The sequence below is a fragment of the Actinoplanes sp. NPDC020271 genome (assembly GCF_044388125.1).
In the GTDB taxonomy this organism is placed as follows: Bacteria; Actinomycetota; Actinomycetes; order Mycobacteriales; family Micromonosporaceae; genus Actinoplanes.
In genome coordinates this window covers 102,941-121,388 of record NZ_JBIRWQ010000015.1, presented here as the reverse complement: position 1 = coordinate 121,388, position 18,448 = coordinate 102,941, and the positions used below count along the sequence as shown (strand labels likewise).

Here is an 18,448-nt window from a genome sequence, read left to right as displayed (position 1 = left end):
TACCTGCTTTCAAACGGTGTTCAAAAAGTGCTAGGTTGATTCAAACAGCGTTCAAATCGATGGGGGAGACGATGAACGTGCTGGTCTACAACCTGGTCACGGCGGCTTTGTTGGTGCTGGCGGTCAAGGCCGCGGAGCGGCTCGCACCCCGGCGGCGCTTCCCGATGCTCGCCGTCGTCCTCACCACGCTGGTCATCGGCGGCCTGATCCTGCAGGCGAGCTGGCCGGGGGCGATGCCGGCACTCGACAGCGATCCGTCCCGCAGCGGCTGGTGGCGACCGCTGACCTCGGTGATCATGCAGAACGGCGGCGTCCTGGGCGATGCGTGGAACGTCGTGACGATCGCCCTCGTCGCGGCCTACGCCGAGTGGTACTGGGGGCGGCCCGCGGCCGCCGGGCTCTTCCTGGCGGCGGCCCTGGTGCCCCGCTGGCTGGATGCGCTCGTGGGGGCCGCGCAGGTAAGTAACGAGCCCCGCAACTGGGCGGGCAGCTCGGGCGTGACCTACCTGGTCGCGGCCACGCTCGCCGGGGCGCTGGTGATCCGGGCGCTGCACACCCGGCGGGTCAGGGACGGCCTGCTCGCGGTGTCCGGGCCGGTCCTCGGGCTGGCGACGTGGTTCGCGCAGGACAACGCGCACGGCCTCATGATCGTCGAGGGGTTCGTCGCCGGCGCTGTGCTCGGTGCGCTCTTCACCGAACGCTCGCGCACGGCAGGCCGCGCCGGGTCGTCGGGCCGCCGCACCGGTTCCGGGGAAAGCTCCGCGGCGGCATCCGGCGAATTCCCGCCCGGAACTCGGCTGCTTCCGCCGTCTCCGGAGGACGCCGAGCCGGAAGGTCCCGGCCCGGCGAAGCCCCGGCAGAGGGTGGGCAGCACCGACTTGCCGAACGGGACGATGCCGGTGTGACAGTCCGGGAAGAACTGACCGACCCGGTTGCGAGCAACCGGGTCGGCACCGTGCCGGAATGGGCTACCGTCAGGACCGCTCGCAGGCTGTCCCGTTGAGGGTGATCAGCTCCGGCGCCGGGTTCGGTCCACCTGGTGTAGTGGCGTTGAAGCCGAAGTACACCGTCGCCCCGGGCTGAATGCGCTGGTTCGTGCTGGTGGGCCGGGCGGTCACCGTCGCGCCGGACTGTGTCGTTTCGGCCGACCAGGCCTCGCGGAGGTGCTGACCGCCGAGGAAGGCGAAGCGTACCGTCCAGCCGTCGATGGTCGTGGTGCCGGTGTTGGTCACCGCCAGTTGCGCGGTGAACCCGGCCTTGTCCGCCCATTCGCCGTAGTCGGTGTAACCGGCGCGGCAGGAAGCCGCCGGGGCCGGCTGGCTCTTCTCCTGATCGGCCAGGAAGGACGCCACCCAGGCCAGGGCGGAGTTCCAGTTGATGGCGATCTCGTTGGTCGCGTACGACTCGATGTCGTCGACGTAGCAGAACATCGGCTTGCAACCGGTGAGCAGAGCTTTCGCGTACGGGTCGTCCAGCCCGGCGTTGGCGCCGCCGGCCAGCGATCCGGCCGGCGGGTGGGGCAGTGCGGCATCCTTCTCGTGCGCGTAGATCCGAGTGTGCTGGTTCTGTGACGCCTTCTCGCCCCAGCCGGTGACATATGACTGGTTCAGCGCGTTGCGGCCGAAGATGTAGTCGACGCCCTGCACCGCTCCGTCGCGGTACTTGGCCGCGCCGGTCAGGTCGAACGCGGTCGCCAGCACCTGGACGTTGTTCAGGATGTTGCTGTTGGCGCCCCAGAAGTAGCTGCCCGCGTTGCCGGGCATCGGCAACCCGTACGCCTGGGCCTCGAGGGTCGCGAGGTAGTTGTCGGCGGCGGTCGTCACCGACTGGCGGATCCGCTTCCGGTCGGTGGCCGGCAGTGCGCTGGGTACCGTGGCCAGGTCGAGCCGGCCCAGCGCCGCGGTGCTGCCCCAGCCGAAGCCGGTGGCGGCGAAGACGTCGCCGGTGTGGTGCTCGGAGGCGGTGACGTCGGTCAGGAACGCCGCTTCGCCGGTGGTCAGGTACAGCTCGGCCGCGGCCCAGTAGAACTCGTCGGAGACGTCGTCGTCGCCGTACCCGCCACCGCCGCCGCCCAGGTCCTGCGCGGGCTTGGCCGGGTTGGCCTTGGCCGCGGCGTACGCGGTGCGGGCGGCGGTGAGGCACTTGGCCGAGAACGCGGCGTCGTACGGCGCGAACAGTCGCGCGCACTGCGCCGCGGTGGCCGCCAGGTTCAGCGTGGCCGCTGTCGACGGCGGCTGCAGCTCACGCTGCTCGGGGTCGTTCTGGGGCTGCATCGGAAGGCCGGTCCAGTTGGCGTCGTGGATCTTGTGGTGGGCCATCCCGGCGAGCGGCCGGCCGGCCGGAACCTGCATGCGCATCAGGAACTCGAGCTCCCAGCGGGCCTCGTCGAGGATGTCGGGAACCTGGTTGCCCCGCTCGGGCACCCGCAGCGTGCTGTCGGCCAGGCCGGCGCCGTGCGCGGCGGTGACCGCGGTCTTGGTGCGTTCGAAGCTGCTCATCAGCTGCTGCACCGCGATACCGCCGTTGACCACGTACTTGCCTTGGTCGCCGGCGTCGTACCAGCCGCCGCGCACGTCCAGCCGGTAGTCGCAGGAGCCGGCCCGGCACGGCACGTCGGTGTCGCCCTTGTTCGGAGCCACGCCCAGGTGGCCGGCGGGCCGGGCGTACTGGTCGCCGACCAGGTTGCCGTCGATCGCGATACCACTGCGCTGAATGTAGAAGAACTGCAGCGCATCCGACCGTAGTTGCTGATAGAGGGTGCTGGAGATGTCGAACGGGTGGCTGGTCTGTCCGTCGGCGACGAGCGTATAGCCGGTTCCCGCTGTTCGGTAGGCGGAGAAGTCGATGGTGTGGACGTTCTGGCCGGAGGCGGCGTCCACCCCGCGCGGTTCGGTCCGGCCCGACGCGGCCACGTCGCCGGCGGCGGTCTTGAGCTGCCAGTCGAGTGCTCCGGTGGTTTCGGTGACCAAAGTAGCGTTCTTCGGTCCGCCCGGCAGGTAACCCACCTGGTTGACCCGGACCCGGGGCCCGGTCTCCGGCACGTACGGGGGTTCCGCCTCGCCGCCGATCAACGACACGTTGTCCAGGCACAGCCGGTACTCCGCGGCCGCGCCGCCGACCTGGAAGGCGACCTGGCCCGCGGTGGTGTCCTCGGGTGCGGTGAACGAGTACTCCAGGTGTTGCCGGGTGGCGGTCAGCGCGATGTCGCGGCTCAGATATGACGTGTACGGATCGGCGCCGAGCTGAACGGCGGCCCGCACGGTGGCGCCCGGGGTCGCCGTGGCATCGAAGGACAGCGTGTAGGAGGCTCCGGCCGTCAACGCGACGTTGTTCTGCCCGATGCCGGCATCCCAGGGGTTCGCCAGTCCGGCGGGCACGGTGGCGCACAGCCGTCCGTCGTCGGCGCCGGTCGCGGTGGTGCCGTAGGAGTACCAGCCCGCGGTGCCGTCGGCGAAGTCGCCGTTCTTCACCTGCTCCGGGCCGGCCGGCGGGGTGGCGGCGTCACTGGTCAGAGAGACGTCGTCCAGGCAGAAGCGGAACGCGCCGGCACTCCCGCCGAGCTGGAACGTCAGCGTGCCGTCGGCCGAGTCCAGGCTGGAGGTGAAGGTGTACTCGAAGGTCTGCGCCTGCGTGGTCAGCGCCACCGCCCGGGACAGCGCCGTGGTGTACGGCGCCTCGTTGAGCTGAACGTTGGCCCGGACGGTCACCGGCACGCTGGCGTGGGCCCGGAAGCTCAGTTCGTAGGCGGCGCCCTTCACCAGCGGGATGCCGTTGTGGCCGAGGCTGACGTCCCAGGCGTTGGTGGTGCCACCGGCGACGTCGGCGCAGAGTTCCCCACCGGTGGCGGACAGGGGCGCGTTGTCGGTGGACCACCAGCCGGTCGTTCCCGTCGTGAAGTCGCCGCCGGGGATGTGCTGGGTCGGTTCGGCCGAGGCGGGCTGGGCCGTCAAGGAGGTCAGTGCCAGCACGGCCGCCGCAGCGGCCGCGGTCAGCGCGGTGACCCGCCCACGCAGGTATGAAGTCACGCAGTTTCCTTCCAACGCCGCAGTACCGGAAGCCCTCGTTGGGAGCGCTCCCAAGAGAGTCATTGTTACCACCGCATTTCAGCGAGTCAATCGACTGGCGTGGATGACTGGCCCGATGATCCTCCGGTTCGCGGCCGGAAAACTGTTATATGAGCGGCTCGCACATGCTCGAAGACGTTCCGTATTGACTGTGCTCAATCACAGAAATAACGTATGACGTCTGATGATCTCGTAGTAGCGGGCCGTGGGCACCCCAACCCCGGCCCGAGCAGACCCCCCTCTGCACCACTGCACGAAGTGGAGATCCCCGTGGCTCGTGCCGGATTCCTTTCCCGGTGGAAAGGGACGTTCCTCGCTACCCTCCTGATCGCTGTTCTGGGGGTGACCGTGACGCCGGAGGCGTCAGCCGGCGCGCCGCCCCCGTCCACCAGGACCCTCGCGGCCACCGCCGGTTGCGGCAGGAGTCCCACCCTGACCAGCGGCTCGCGCACGATGCAGAGCGGCGGCAAGAACCGCACGTTCATCCTGCGCCTCCCGGATGGCTACGACAGCAACCGCCCGTACCGTCTGATCTTCGGCTTTCACTGGAACGGCGGCACCGCCAACGATGTGGACGGCGGTGGCACCAGCGGATACCCCTGGTCCTACTACGGGCTCCGGGCGCTGGCCGGCAACAGTGCGATCTTCGTGGCGCCGCAGGGCCTCAACAACGGGTGGGCCAACTCCGGCGGTGAGGACCTGGCCTTCGTCGACGCCATGGTCAACCTGCTCGAGAGCGGGCTGTGTGTGGACACGTCCCAGCTGTTCTCGCTCGGTTTCAGCTACGGCGGCGGCATGAGTTACGCCATCGCCTGCGCCCGGGCAACCGTCTTCCGAGCGGTCGCGGTCTACTCGGGCGGCCAGCTCAGCGGCTGCAGCGGGGGCACGCAGCCGATCGCGTACCTCGGGCTGCACGGCCTGCGCGATCCGGTGCTGAACATCTCCAACGGCCGCTCGTTGCGGGACCGGTTCGTCCGCAACAACGGGTGCACCGCGCAGAACCCGCCCGAACCGGCGCAGGGCAGCCTCACCCACACCATCACCTACTACCAGGGCTGCCGGGCCGGCTACCCGGTGGCGTGGGCGGCGTTCGACGCCGGCCACACCCCCGGCCCGGTGGACGGGTCGGCGGGTGACTACAACCCCGGGGAGCGGTCGTGGACCCGGCCGCTGGTGTGGAGCTTCTTCAGCCAGTTCGGGTCGGCCGGCCCGGTCACCTCGCGGATCGTCGGCGCGCAGTCCGGCCGGTGCGTCGACCTGGTGGGTGGCACCACCGCCAACGGCGCCGCGACCCAGTTGTGGGACTGCACCGGCGCCGGCACACAGAGCTGGACCTACACGGCGGGGCGGCAGCTGACCGGGTCCGGGGGCGCGAAGTGCCTGGATGCGAGCGGGCAGGGGGCCGCCAACGGCACCGCCGTCATCGTCTGGGACTGCAACGGCCAGGCCAACCAGCAGTGGAACGTCAACGCCGACGGGACGATCACCGGTGTCCAGTCCGGGCTGTGCCTGGACGCCACCGGTGCGGCCACCGCGAACGGGACCAGGCTCGACCTGTGGTCCTGCAACGGGGGCGCCAACCAGCAATGGTCCGTGCGATGACGATCCCCGCAGGACGGGGCCACGTGAACCGCCGACGCCTGTTCGGTCTCGCCGCTGTCCTGACGCTGCTGTTCACCGCCGGAGTCGTCGGCGCCGGCGGGGACGTCGCGGCCGCCGCCACCGTCGGGACACCCACCCGGGTCGTCGGCAGCCAGTCCGGCCGCTGCCTCGACGTCCCCGGCGCCGCGACCACGAACGGCCTGCAGGCCCAGCTGTACGACTGCTCGGGCGGCGCCGGGCAGGCCTGGACCTGGACGACCACGAGACAACTCACGGTGTACGGCACCAAGTGTCTCGACGCCACCGGGCAGGGCACCGCCAACGGCACCGCCGTCGTCATCTGGGACTGCAACGGCCAGGCGAACCAGCAGTGGAACGTCAACGCCGACGGGACGATCACCGGTGCGCAGTCCGGGTTGTGCCTGGACGCCAACGCCGCAGGCACGGTCAACGGCACCAGGATCATCCTGTGGGCCTGCAACGGTCAGGCGAACCAGCAGTGGGCCCAGGCCACGCCGGGCGGTACCGGAGGCGGCCCGTGTGATCTCTACGCCGCCGGCGGCACCCCGTGCGTGGCCGCCCACAGCACCGTACGGGCGCTCTACGGCTCCTATCGCGGCAACCTCTACCAGGTCCGGCGCAGCTCCGACAACGCCACCCGTGACATCGCCGCCCTTTCCGGCGGCACCGCTGACGCCGCCGCCCAGGACTCCTTCTGCGCCGGGGTCACCTGTGTGATCACCGTCGTCTACGACCAGTCCGGGCGCGGCAACGAACTCTGGTATCAGGGATCGCCGGCGGTGCCGGGCTCGCCGCAGAGCCGGCCCGCGGTCGCCACCACCGAGTCGCTGAGCATCGGCGGCGCGAAGGCGTACTCGCTCTACATCAATCCCGGCAACAGCTACTGGCGCGACGGGCATCTGACCGGTGTCCCGGCCGGCAGCGCACCCGAGGGCATGTACATGGTCACCAGCGGCACCCACGTCAACAGCGGCTGTTGCTTCGACTACGGCAACAGCGAGACCACCAGGAAGGCCGACGCCGCCGGCGCCATGGACGCGATCTACTTCGGCACGAGCTGCTGGTTCGGCGGTTGCTCGGGCACCGGACCGTGGGTCCAGGCCGACCTCGAATGGGGACTGTTCCCCGGTGGCAGCAGCTCGTGGAACCCCAATCAGCGCGCGTTCACCAGCAAGTTCGTGACCGCGACGCTGAAGAACAACGGGACCTCCCGGTTCGCGATCAAGGGCAGCAACGCCCAGAGCGGGAGCCTCTCCACCTTGTGGGACGGCGCGTTGCCCTCCGGCTACGGTCCGATGCGCAAGCAGGGGGCGATCGTGCTCGGCAGCGGCGGTGACTGCTGCAAACCGGACGGCGGTGCGAACCAGAGCGCGGGCACGTTCTACGAGGGCGCGATGGTTGCCGGTTATCCGTCGGACGCGACCGAGAATGCGGTGCAGGCCAACATTGCTGCGGCCGGCTATCGATAGGAATTCCGCGTACTGAAAGCCGCGCTGCGCATTCAGCAGCGATATGTATGGACAGCGTCAACGACCGCGCGGAGATTTTGCTGACACCCCGCCGGGCCGGTTGGCGCTGGTCCGTGCCCCTCGACGAGGGCTGTCCCGGCGGTGGCTCTCGTCGTCGTTCTCCATGACCGGCTGCCCGCGAATTGTTATGCGGGCGCCGTGTGGACGACATTAAACATTGGTGTGAATCGCTTGATGTGCCGGAAACAATCTGGCAACCTGAGGGCATCGCTGGGAGCGCTTCCACAAATCTTCCGCCATTCGATCCAGCTCTGCTTGGAGGGACAGCCATGCCCGAGGTGACACGGAGACGCCTGCTCGTCGGGGGCGCGGCCGGGGCGGCGCTCCTGCCATGGGGCTGGACGGCGGCCGCCCGGGCCGGCTCGGTCGCGCCCCCCGAGGTGCGTGTGGCCGGCGACCTCGCGCTGTGGTACGACGAGCCGTCCGGCACCGACTGGCTGCGAGCCCTGCCGATCGGCAACGGACGCCTCGGCGCGATGGTGTTCGGCAACGTCGACACCGAACGGCTCCAGCTGAACGAGGACACCGTCTGGGCCGGTGGACCCTACGACTCCAGCAACTCCCGCGGAGCGGCGGCCCTGCCCGAGATCCGGCGCCGGGTCTTCGCCGACCAGTGGACGTCGGCGCAGGATCTGATCAACCAGACCATGATGGGAACGCCCGGTGGGCAGTTGGCGTACCAGACCGTCGGTGACCTCCGGCTGGCCCTCGGTTCCGCCTCCGGCGCGACGCAGTACCGCCGGACGCTCGACCTGACGACCGCGGTCGCCACCACGACGTACGTGCTGAACGGGGTGCGTCATCAGCGTGAGGTGTTCGCCAGCGCGCCGGACCAGGTGATCGTCGTGCGGTTGACGGCCGACCGGGCCGGCGCGATCTCGTTCAGCGGCACCTTCGCCAGCCCGCAGCGCACCACGACGTCCAGCCCGGGTGGCGCGACGATCGCCCTCGACGGGATCTCCGGCAGCATGGAGGGCGTCACCGGAAGCGTCCGCTTCCTCGCCCTGGCCGAGGCCGTCGTCACCGGCGGGTCGGTCGCCAGTTCCGGCGGCACGCTACGGGTCTCCGGGGCCACCAGCGTGACGCTGCTGGTGTCGATCGGCTCGAGCTACGTCGACTACCGCACCGTCAACGGTGACTACCAGGGCATCGCCCGCAGTCGGCTGGCGGCCGCGCGCGCCTTCGCCTACGACCAGCTGCGTAGCCGGCACATCGCCGACTATCAGGCGTTGTTCGGCCGGGTGACGATCGACCTGGGGCGCACCGCCGCCGCCGACCAGCCGACCGACGTGCGAATCGCGCAGCACGCCGGCGTCGACGACCCGCAGTTCTCCGCGCTGCTGTTCCAGTTCGGCCGGTACCTGCTGATCTCCTCGTCGCGGCCGGGCACCCAGCCGGCCAACCTGCAGGGCATCTGGAACGACTCGATCAGTCCCCAGTGGGACTCCAAGTACACCCTCAACGCGAACCTGCCGATGAATTACTGGCCGGCCGACTCCACCAACCTGGCGGAGTGCTACCAGCCGGTCTTCGCCATGATCAAGGAGCTGGCGGTGAGCGGCGCCCGGACCGCGCAGGCGCAGTACGGCGCCGGCGGCTGGGTGACCCACCACAACACCGACGCCTGGCGGGGCACCTCGGTGGTCGACGGCGCCCTGTGGGGCATGTGGCAGACCGGCGGCGCGTGGCTCGCCACCCTGATCTGGGATCACTACCGGTTCACCGGTGACCCCGGCTTCCTGCGCGACCACTACCCGGCCATGAAGGGTGCCGCGCAGTTCTTCCTGGACACGCTGGTCACCGACCCGGTGCGCGGCTACCTGGTCACCAATCCGTCGAACTCGCCGGAGCTGCCACACCACGCGAACGCCAGCGTGTGCGCCGGTCCCACGATGGACAACCAGATCCTGCGCGACCTGTTCGACGGGGTCGACCGGGCCGCTGAAGTCCTCGGCGTCGACCAGGACTTCCGAACCCGCGTCCGAGCGACAAGGGATCGGCTTCCTCCGATGCGCGTCGGCTCCCGCGGGAACATCCAGGAGTGGCTGGCCGACTGGGTGGAGACCGAGCCGAATCACCGGCACGTCTCCCACCTGTACGGCCTGCACCCCAGCAACCAGATCACCAAGCGCGGCACTCCTCAGCTCCATCAGGCCGCGCGCCGGACCCTGGAGTTGCGCGGCGACGACGGGACCGGCTGGTCGCTCGCCTGGAAGATCAATTACTGGGCGCGACTGGAGGACGGCGCCCGGGCGCGCAAGCTCCTGGGTGACCTCGTGCGCACGGACCGCCTCGCGCCCAACATGTTCGACCTGCATCCGCCGTTCCAGATCGACGGCAACTTCGGCGCCACCTCCGGCATCGCCGAGATGCTGATGCAGAGCCACAACGGCGAACTGCACCTGCTGCCGGCGTTACCGGCCGCCTGGCCGGCCGGTCGGGTGACCGGCCTGCGGGGGCGGGGCGGATACACGGTGGGTCTGGGATGGAGCGCCGGTCAAGCGGACGAACTGCTGATCACGGCGGACCGTGACGGGGCCGTCAAGCTGCGTGCCCAACTGTTCGCCGGGACCTTCACCGTCACCGACCTCACTGACGGCGCCTCCACCGCCGTCACTCGCATCGAGTCGGACTCGGTGCAGCTCACCGCCCGCGCCGGGCACACCTACCGGGCCGCCCGGGCCGGCGTGGACCCGTCCCCCTCGTCCTCGTCGCCGTCGCCGTCGCCGTCCGGCGCGCGGGCGGTGTACGCGGTGACGAGTTCGTGGTCCGGCGGCTTCCAGGCCGAGGTGACGGTGACCGCCGGATCCACGGCGATCAGGGGATGGACCGTCTCCTGGAGCTTCCCCGGCGGTCAGGTCATCAGTCAGGTCTGGAACGGCACCTACACCCAGAACGGACCGAACGTGACGGTGACCAACGCCGCGTACAACGGCGCCCTCGCCCCTGGCGCCGCCACCAGCTTCGGACTGATCGCCTCGGTGACCGGCGGGAACGAACCGCCCACCGCCGTCACCATCACCACCACCTGAACCTCGAGAGGACGTACAGGAATGAAAGAACGCCGTACCGGTGGTCGCGCCCGGCTCCTCGTCGGCGGCGCCTGTGCCGTGTTGATCGCCGTGTCCTCGGTGGCCCTGGCCACCGTCGCCCGCGCCGACCTGACCGGCCCGCCCGGGACCACGCTGAAGGCGGCCGCCGAGCGCAGCGGGCGGTACTTCGGTGCCGCGATGGGCGGCGACCGCCTCAGTGACCAAGGTTTCCTCACCATCGCGAACCGCGAGTTCGACATGATGACGGCCGTCAACGAGATGAAGCCCGACGCGACCGAACCCAACCGCGGCCAGTTCGACTTCCGGGCCGGTGACGCGATCTACAACTGGGCCACCCAGCACGGCATGCGGGTCCGGGGCCACACCCTGGCCTGGCACGCGCAGCAGCCACGATTCTGGGGGAGTCTCAGCGGCAGCGCCCTGCGCACCGCGATGGTCGACCACATCAACGGCGTCATGGCCCACTACCGGGGCAAGCTCTACGCCTGGGACGTGGTCAACGAGGCCTTCGCCGAGAACGGCAGTCGCCGCAGCTCCAACCTGCAGTCCACCGGCAACGACTGGATCGAGGTGGCGTTCCGGACCGCTCGGGCCGCCGATCCGTCGGTAAAGCTCTGTTACAACGACTACAACATCGAGAACTGGACCTACGCCAAGACGCAGGGCGTCTACAACATGATCCGGGACTTCAAGTCCCGAGGCGTCCCGATCGACTGCGTCGGCCTGCAGACCCACTTCACCGGGGGCAGCTCGCTGCCGGGCAACTTCCAGACCACGCTGCAGAGCTTCGCCGCGCTCGGCGTGGACGTGGCCCTGACCGAGGCCGACGTCACCAACGCCTCCGCCACACAGTACGCGGGACTGACCCAGGCCTGCGTGAACGTTCCCCGCTGCGTCGGCATCACGACGTGGGGCATCCGGGACAGCGACTCCTGGCGTGGCAGCGAGAATCCGCTGCTGTTCGATCGCAACAGCAACCCCAAGGCCGCGTACACGTCGGTCCTCAACGCGCTCAACGCCGCCTCCACCTCCGTGCCCGGTACGAGCGGCCCGTCGCCGAGCACTCCGGGCAGCCCGTCGCCGAGCAGTCCGTCGCCGAGCACTCCGGGCAGCCCGTCGCCCAGCAACCCGTCGCCCAGCAACCCGTCGCCGAACGCCTGCAGCGCGACGTATCACCTGACCAACAGCTGGAACGGCGGCTTCCAGGGCGAGGTCACCGTGGTCAACAACGGCTCGGCCACCCTCGGCGGCTGGACCGTGCAACTGGCGCTGGCCGGCGGGCAGACCCTCGCGAACGTCTGGAACGGCGTCAACACCGGCACCAGCGGCACGGTCAGCGTCCGCAATGCCGACTACAACGGCACCCTCGGCGCGAACGCCTCGACGAGTTTCGGCTTCCTGGCCAACGGCAGCAGCAGCACGCCGCCCGTCGCCGTCTCGTGCACCGGCCTCTGACCCGCGACCGCCCAGAAGGGATGGAACTCAGATGACAACACGCGACAAGCGCAAGCCGAACCGCGGCTGGGCTGCCGCCGCCGGTCTGCTGCTGGCTGTGGCGGGGGCGCTGACCGTGACCCCCGCGCCGGCGCAGGCCGCCACGGCGATCACGGTCAACGGCGCGTCCGGCGGACGCACCTTCGACGGCGTCGGGGCCATCAGCGGCGGTGGCGGCAACAGCCGCCTGCTCATCGACTATCCGGAACCGCAGCGCAGCGACATCCTCGACTACCTGTTCAAGCCGGGCTACGGCGCGGCGATGCAGATCATGAAAGTCGAGATCGGCGGCGACACCAACTCGACCTCCGGCGCGGAACCCAGCCACGAGCACACCCGGGGCCAGGTGAACTGTGACCGCGGGTACGAGTGGTGGATGATGGCCCAGGCGAAGGCACGTAACCCCGGCATCAAGCTGGTCGGGTTGTCCTGGGGCGCCCCTGGCTGGATCGGCAACGGCAACTTCTGGTCCAGCGACTCCATCGACTACCTGATCGCCTGGCTCGGGTGTGCCACCTCCCACGGGCTGACCATCGACTACCTCGGTGGTTGGAACGAACGCGGCCGGGATCTGACGTGGTACAAGAACCTGCGCTCGGCGCTGAACTCGCGCGGATACCCGAACGTCAAGATCGTGGCCTCGGACGAATTCGGCTGGGGCTCGGCGGACGACGCGCTGCGTGACCCGGCGTTCGGCTCGGCCATCTCGGTGGTCGGCAGCCACTACGTCTGCGGCTACCGCAGCGCCCAGACCAGCTGCCCCAGCTCGGCGAACGCGGTGAACTCGGGCAAGACCCTGTGGGCCAGCGAGAACGGCTCCGACGACTACAACGCGGGCGCGCCGGCCCTGGCCCGCGGCATCAACCGTGACTACATCGACGGGAAGATGACCGCCTACCTCAACTGGCCGGTCATCGCCGCGATCACACCCAACATCCCCTGGAGCACAACCGGCGTGGCCGTGGCTCCCCAACCGTGGTCCGGCTACTACTCGGTCGGTGCGAGCACCTGGGTCATGGCCCACACCACCCAGTTCACCGCACCCGGATGGCGCTACCTGGACAGCTCCACGGGCTACCTCGGCGGCAACCGCAACAACGGCAGCTACGTCTCGCTGAAGTCGCCGACGAGCGCCGACTACAGCACCGTCATCGAGACGATGGATGCCGGCTCGGCGCAGGATCTCCAGTTCAGCGTCACCGGAGGGCTGTCGACCGGGACCGTGCACGTGTGGTCCACCAACGTCCGGTCGGGAAACCCGGCCGACCAGTTCGTCCGCCGCAACGACATCACCCCGTCCAACGGCTCGTTCTCGCTGACCGTTCAGCCGGGCTACGTCTACAGCATCACCACGACCACCGGACAGGGCAAGGGCACCGCGACCAGTCCCGCCCAAGGCGCCTTGGCGCTGCCCTACAGCGATGACTTCGACGGTTACGCGACCGGGCGCGAGGCCAAGTACCTGTCGGATCATCAGGGCTCCTTCGAGGTGGCCCCGTGCGGTGGCGGCCGGACCGGTCAGTGCGTACGCCAGATGTCGGAACAGACGCCGATCTTCTGGACCGGGGGCCACGCGGAGCCGTTCACGCTGCTCGGTGACGTCAACTGGCGCAACTACACCGTCTCCTCCGACGTCCTGCTGGAGAAGAGCGGCTATGCGCAACTCGTCGGCCGCGCCGGCAACTACAACCATGACAATCCGCAGAGCCTCAACGCCTACTATCTGCGGGTCGCCGACAACGGCTCGTGGTCGATCCGCAGCAACAACACCAGCGGCAACCAGCGGACCCTGGCCAGTGGCACCACGACCGCCCTGGGCACCGGCCGCTGGCACAAGCTGGCCCTCACGCTCAACGGCGGCACCCTGACCGCTGCCCTCGACGGCGCCACGTTGGGCAGCGTCTCGGATTCCACCTGGGTCGCCGGCCAGGTCGGATACGCCACCGGTCAAGGTGTGACCGCCCAGTTCGACAACCTGACCATCACCCCGCTCGACGGCGGCACGAGCCCGACCGGCACGATCCGCGGCGCCGGGTCGAACCGGTGCCTGGACGTCAACGGGCAGAGCCAGGCCGACGGGACGGTCGTGCAGATCTGGGACTGCAACGGCGGCGCCAACCAGACCTGGACGGCGACGTCGAGCAATCAGCTGACCGTCTACGGCAACAAGTGCCTCGACGCACCCAGCACCTCCACCGGCGCCCGGGTCCGGATCTGGTCCTGCACCGGCGCCACCAATCAGCAGTGGCGGCTCAACGCCGACGGCACCATCACCGGCGTCCAGTCCGGTCTGTGCCTGGACGTGACCGGCGCCGGGACGGCCAACGGCACGGCCGTCGCCTTGTGGACCTGCAACGGCGGAAGCAACCAGAGATGGACCAGGTCGTGACCATGATGTCTCTCGCGAAGACCCTGCTGGCGGCCACCGTGGTCGTCGCCGCCAGCACGACGGTCGCCGCCGTCACCGGGCAGGCCGCCGAGGCCGCGGTGCAGGCCACCTACTACGTCGCTCCGGACGGCAACGACAGCAATGCCGGAACGATCACCGCACCGTTCCGGACCGTGCAACACGCGCGGGACGTCGTCCGCACGGTGAACACGGCCATGACCGGTGACATCAACGTCTATCTCCGCGGCGGCAGCTACCCGGTGAGCAGCACGATCGAGTTCGGGCCGGGTGACTCCGGCACCGGCGGCCACCGGGTGGTCTACGCCGCCTACCCGAACGAGACGCCGGTGCTCGAGGGTGGCGTCCAGGTGACCGGGTGGACCCAGCAGAGCGGCAACATCTGGAAGGCCCCGCTCAACCGCTCCGGCAAACTCCGGGCTCTGTACGTCAACGACAAGCGGGCGTTCATGGCCGCGAAAACGATCAACTCGGCGGGCTGTCAAGGCACCTACACCATCACTGCCGGGCAGGCGGACTGGGCGTGGGAGTCGGGGTCGCAGTGCGCCGGCGCCAAGTACAGCGCGTCGGACTTCCCGGCCATCGCCACCAACCAGGACGACATCGAGATCGAGACGTCGACCACCTGGACCTCGGCCATCGTGGGAGTGCGCCAGGTGACCACCGACGGTGGCAACCGGGTCGCGGTGTTCCAGCAGCCCGGCGCGGCGATCGCACAAGGGGCGTACAACGGCAACGCGCAGGTCGGCGGCGTCCACAAGGTGATGAACGCGTACGAGTTCCTGGACACACCGGGGGAGTTCTACTTCGACAAGTCCAGCCGGACGCTCTACTACTACAAGAGCGATGCCGAGAACATGGCGGCCGCGACGGTCTTCGCACCCGACAACGTGACCACGCTGCTGCGGGTCGCCGGCACCACGACGAGCAACCACGCGCGCGGTCTCACCTTCTCCGGTCTCACGGTGCAGCACTCCGACTGGAACCTGACGAACGTGGCCGGTTCCGTCTACAAGCAGGCGCAACAGGGCAATCTCAGCGCCATCGCGTACGCGAAGCAGAACTTCCATGCCTACTACTACCGCAACGTCGACACCACGCCCGCCGTCGTCCAGATCCAGAACGCCGACGGGATCCTGCTGCAGCGCAACCGGATCCAGCACACCGGGGCCGACGGCATCAGCATGGTCAACGACGTGCAGAACAGCCAGCTGACCGGCAACTACACCAACGACATCGCCGGATCGGCGATCTCCGTCGGCCACCCCCAGCACGTCTTCATCGGCGACGCCGGGTCGAGCAGCCGCGAGAAGTTCCCGGCCCAGGTGGAGGGACTCCCGAAGAACATCGAGATCAAGAACAATTTCCTGTACGACAGTGCTGTGCTCTTCAACGGGCACAGCCCCATCTCGGCCTACTTCGCCGACACGCTGACGATCCAGCACAACCGGATCGAGAAGGCACCCTGGGCCGGCATCACGCTCGGCTGGGGCTGGTGGAACTTCGACGGGTCGTCGGGGTCCGTCGCCCCCAACCGGCCGACCACCTCGGCCCGCAACAACACCATCAGCTACAACCAGATCGTCGACACGGTGCAGCGGCTGGGTGACACGGCCCCCATCTACACCCTCGGCAGCCAGCCGGGAACCACCATCACCGACAACTATCTGCAGGGTGTGCCGGCCGGCCACAAGTACGGCCTCCATCCGGACGAGGGCTCGGCGTACCTCACCTTCCGCGACAACGTGCTGAGTGTGGACAAGAACGTCACCTGGCTGATCAACTCGGACGACTTCGGCCGCAAGCACGACCTGAACATCACGAACACGTACGGGCCGGTCAACAAGGTCTCCAACAAGAACCTGCCCAACAGCACGGTCCAGGACATCCTGGTGTCCTCCGACTACGTCTGGCCGGCGGCCGCCTACGGCATCGCCGTGAATTCCGGGCTGGAGGACGCGTTCCGGGACATCGTCCCGCCGGCCCGTCTCTCGCTGCCCGATCACGTCCTGCCGGCCAGCACGTACACCGGTAGCGGGACCTCGACGATCCCGGTCCGCAGCGCCGGCGACCCGGGCCGGAGCATCTGGCTGGCCCCCTCCGGCACGACGAACTTCGTCGCCGGACCGACGATGACGAGCGCCGGCGGCACCGCCACCTCGATCGCGGTTCCGTCGTCACCGGGCGACTACCGGCTCTTCGTCCTGGACGCCGGAGGCAACCGATCGGCCGAGTCCACGTCGATCGTCCGCCGGCAGGGCGGCGGCAGCCAGCAGAGCGGGCAGATCGTGGGCGGCCAGTCCGGGCGGTGCGTCGACGTGCCCAACGCCACGACCGCCAACGGCACCCAGGTGCAGCTGTGGGACTGCGACGGCAGCGCGAAGCAGCGGTGGTCCTACACCGGGAGCAAACAGCTGATGGTGTACGGGAACAAGTGCCTGGACGCCTCGGGGAACGGCACGACCAACGGCACCGCGGTGATCATCTGGGACTGCCACGGCGCCGTCAACCAGCAGTGGAACGTCAACGCCGACGGATCCATCACCGGTGTCCAGTCCGGCCTGTGCGTCGACGCGAACAACGCCGGCACCGCGAACGGGACCAAGCTGATCCTCTGGTCCTGCAACGGCGGCGCGAACCAGAGATGGGCCATGACCTGAGCCCGGCTGCGCCTCAGGTGCCGGACGGAGATCTGAGGCGCAGCCGCCGGGGGACGGCTGTCACCGTCCCAGCCACCCGCCGTCCACCGGGAGGACGACTCCTGAGACGTAGTCGGACGCCGCCGAGCTGAGGAAGACGGTGGCCCCGGCGATGTCGTCACTCCGCCCCCAGCGACCGGCCGGGATGCGCTCCAGATGGACCGCGACCGGCCGGGATCCTCCCGCAATGCCGCAGTGTTGTCGGTGGCGATGCAACGGGGGCGATGGCATTGACGTTCACGCCCTGGCCGGGCCACTCGTTGGCCAGCGCCCGGGTGAGCCCGCGGCACGATCGGCGAAGTCGACGGCGTGGGCCTCGAAGGAGCGGCCCCGGGCGCGTACGGCCGCCGCGACTCGTCGTCGGGGCACAGGTGCGCGCTCACGCCGATGATGTCCGCGCCGGCGGTGGCGAGCGCCTCGGCCATGGCGCGGCCGATCCCACGGCGGGCGCCGGTGACAACAGCGAGCCGCCCGTTCAGATCGAACGATCCGCTCATGCCGGCTCCTGCCCCGCCACGTCCACCAGGATCTTCATCGCCCGGCCGGCCGCCAGGTCGGCCATGGCGCCGGCGGTGTCCTCGAGCGGCACGACACCGGTGATCAGCTCCTGTGCGGGGATGACGCCCCGGTCCAGCAGGTCGATCGCGCGCTCGAAGTCGGATCGCTGGTACACCCGCGCGCCGAGCAGGCGCAGCTCGCGCCAGAAGACCCTTTGCAGGTCGATCTCCCGGGGGACCGCGTGGATGGCGACGACGACGATCGTGCCCCGCACCTTGGCCAGAGCCGTGGCCGCGCGCACCGCGGCGGCGGCGCCGGAGACTTCGAAGACCACGTCGGCGCCGGCTCCGCCGGTCCGGCGTTCGACCTCGGCGGCGAAGCCGGTGCCGGACGGGTCCCGGACGTCGAACCCGAGGGAGGCGACCAGATCGCGGCGTTCGGCGTCGATCTCGGCCACCAGGACCCGGGCCCCCGCGTGGCGGGCCACGACGGCGATGAGCACGCCGATCGGGCCGCCGCCGAGGACGACGACCTGATCGTCGATCTGCAGCTCGGCTCGGCGCACGTCGTGCACCGCGACGGCGACGGGCTCGACGAGGGCGGCGGTGCGCAGGTCCAGCCGGGCGGGCAGCGGCAGCACGATCGAGGCCGGCACGTTCCAGCGTTGCTGCAGGGCCCCGGGGGAGTCGATGCCGACGAACGTCAGGTTCTGGCAGATGTGCTGATGGCCGGCCAGGCAGGCGGCACACGTGCCGTCCCAGAGCAACGGCATCACGGTGACCCGGTCACCGGTCGCCCAGCCGGTCACGCCCGGTCCGACGGCGGCGACCGTGCCCGAGGCCTCGTGACCGAAGATCAAGGGAGTGCGCACCCGGGCGTCCATGTTCCCGTGCGTGATGTGCAGGTCGGTGCCGCACAGACCGCAGTAGGCCACGGCTATCTGTACCTCGCCGGGGGCCGGGGCCGGCACCTCCACCGATACCGTCCGCAGGCTGCCCGCTCCTTGGTACGCCGCGCCTTTCATGGCTCGCCACCTCGCCCTCATGGGATCCTGCCGGACCCTTGCAGACATCATACGTAT

The 18,448-nt window shown here is 69.5% G+C and carries 10 protein-coding genes; 7 read left to right on the top strand and 3 right to left on the bottom strand.

Annotated elements, in window-relative coordinates; all coding sequences use genetic code 11:
* Positions 1–59: 59 nt before the first annotated feature.
* On the top strand, positions 60–905 hold the full coding sequence (locus ACH442_RS29475; RefSeq protein WP_396341361.1) for a hypothetical protein: 846 nt from the start codon (positions 60–62) through the stop codon (positions 903–905).
* Between the two features lie 69 nt (positions 906–974).
* On the opposite strand, the gene ACH442_RS29470 is transcribed toward ACH442_RS29475, so the two are convergent.
* Positions 975–4,025 carry a glycoside hydrolase family 9 protein gene (locus ACH442_RS29470; RefSeq protein ID WP_396341360.1) on the bottom strand — a complete coding sequence of 1,017 codons (3,051 nt, stop codon included), beginning with the start codon at positions 4,023–4,025 and terminating at the stop codon, positions 975–977.
* A gap of 309 nt (positions 4,026–4,334) precedes the next feature.
* Between ACH442_RS29470 and ACH442_RS29465 the strand changes: the two genes are divergently transcribed.
* The 6 genes from ACH442_RS29465 (at position 4,335) to ACH442_RS29440 (ending at position 16,830) form a co-directional block, all read left to right on the top strand.
* The gene (locus ACH442_RS29465; RefSeq protein WP_396341359.1) at positions 4,335–5,666 is read left to right on the top strand and encodes a ricin-type beta-trefoil lectin domain protein; all 1,332 of its coding nucleotides are present in this window, start codon (positions 4,335–4,337) and stop codon (positions 5,664–5,666) included.
* A complete protein-coding gene (locus tag ACH442_RS29460) occupies positions 5,663–7,156 on the top strand; it encodes an arabinofuranosidase catalytic domain-containing protein (protein ID WP_396341358.1) in 1,494 nt (497 codons plus the stop codon). Before ACH442_RS29465 ends, ACH442_RS29460 begins: the two co-directional genes overlap by 4 nt.
* A gap of 329 nt (positions 7,157–7,485) precedes the next feature.
* On the top strand, positions 7,486–10,248 hold the full coding sequence (locus tag ACH442_RS29455) for a glycosyl hydrolase family 95 catalytic domain-containing protein (RefSeq protein ID WP_396341357.1): 2,763 nt from the start codon (positions 7,486–7,488) through the stop codon (positions 10,246–10,248).
* 21 nt (positions 10,249–10,269) lie between these two features.
* The gene (locus ACH442_RS29450) at positions 10,270–11,724 is read left to right on the top strand and encodes an endo-1,4-beta-xylanase (protein ID WP_396341356.1); all 1,455 of its coding nucleotides are present in this window, start codon (positions 10,270–10,272) and stop codon (positions 11,722–11,724) included.
* Positions 11,725–11,755: 31 nt separating this feature from the next.
* Positions 11,756–14,152, top strand: coding sequence for a ricin-type beta-trefoil lectin domain protein (locus ACH442_RS29445; protein WP_396341355.1), 2,397 nt, complete (start codon positions 11,756–11,758; stop codon positions 14,150–14,152).
* Positions 14,137–16,830: a ricin-type beta-trefoil lectin domain protein gene (locus ACH442_RS29440; RefSeq protein WP_396341354.1), complete on the top strand. Its 2,694-nt coding sequence runs from the start codon at positions 14,137–14,139 to the stop codon at positions 16,828–16,830. The genes ACH442_RS29445 and ACH442_RS29440 overlap by 16 nt, the downstream gene beginning before the upstream one ends.
* Before the next feature lie 60 nt (positions 16,831–16,890).
* Here ACH442_RS29440 and ACH442_RS29435 read toward each other — a convergent pair whose 3' ends face one another.
* On the bottom strand, positions 16,891–17,100 hold the full coding sequence (locus ACH442_RS29435) for an SDR family oxidoreductase (RefSeq protein WP_396341353.1): 210 nt from the start codon (positions 17,098–17,100) through the stop codon (positions 16,891–16,893).
* Positions 17,101–17,362: 262 nt separating this feature from the next.
* On the bottom strand, positions 17,363–18,391 hold the full coding sequence (locus ACH442_RS29430; RefSeq protein ID WP_396341352.1) for a zinc-binding dehydrogenase: 1,029 nt from the start codon (positions 18,389–18,391) through the stop codon (positions 17,363–17,365).
* Positions 18,392–18,448: the final 57 nt, after the last annotated feature.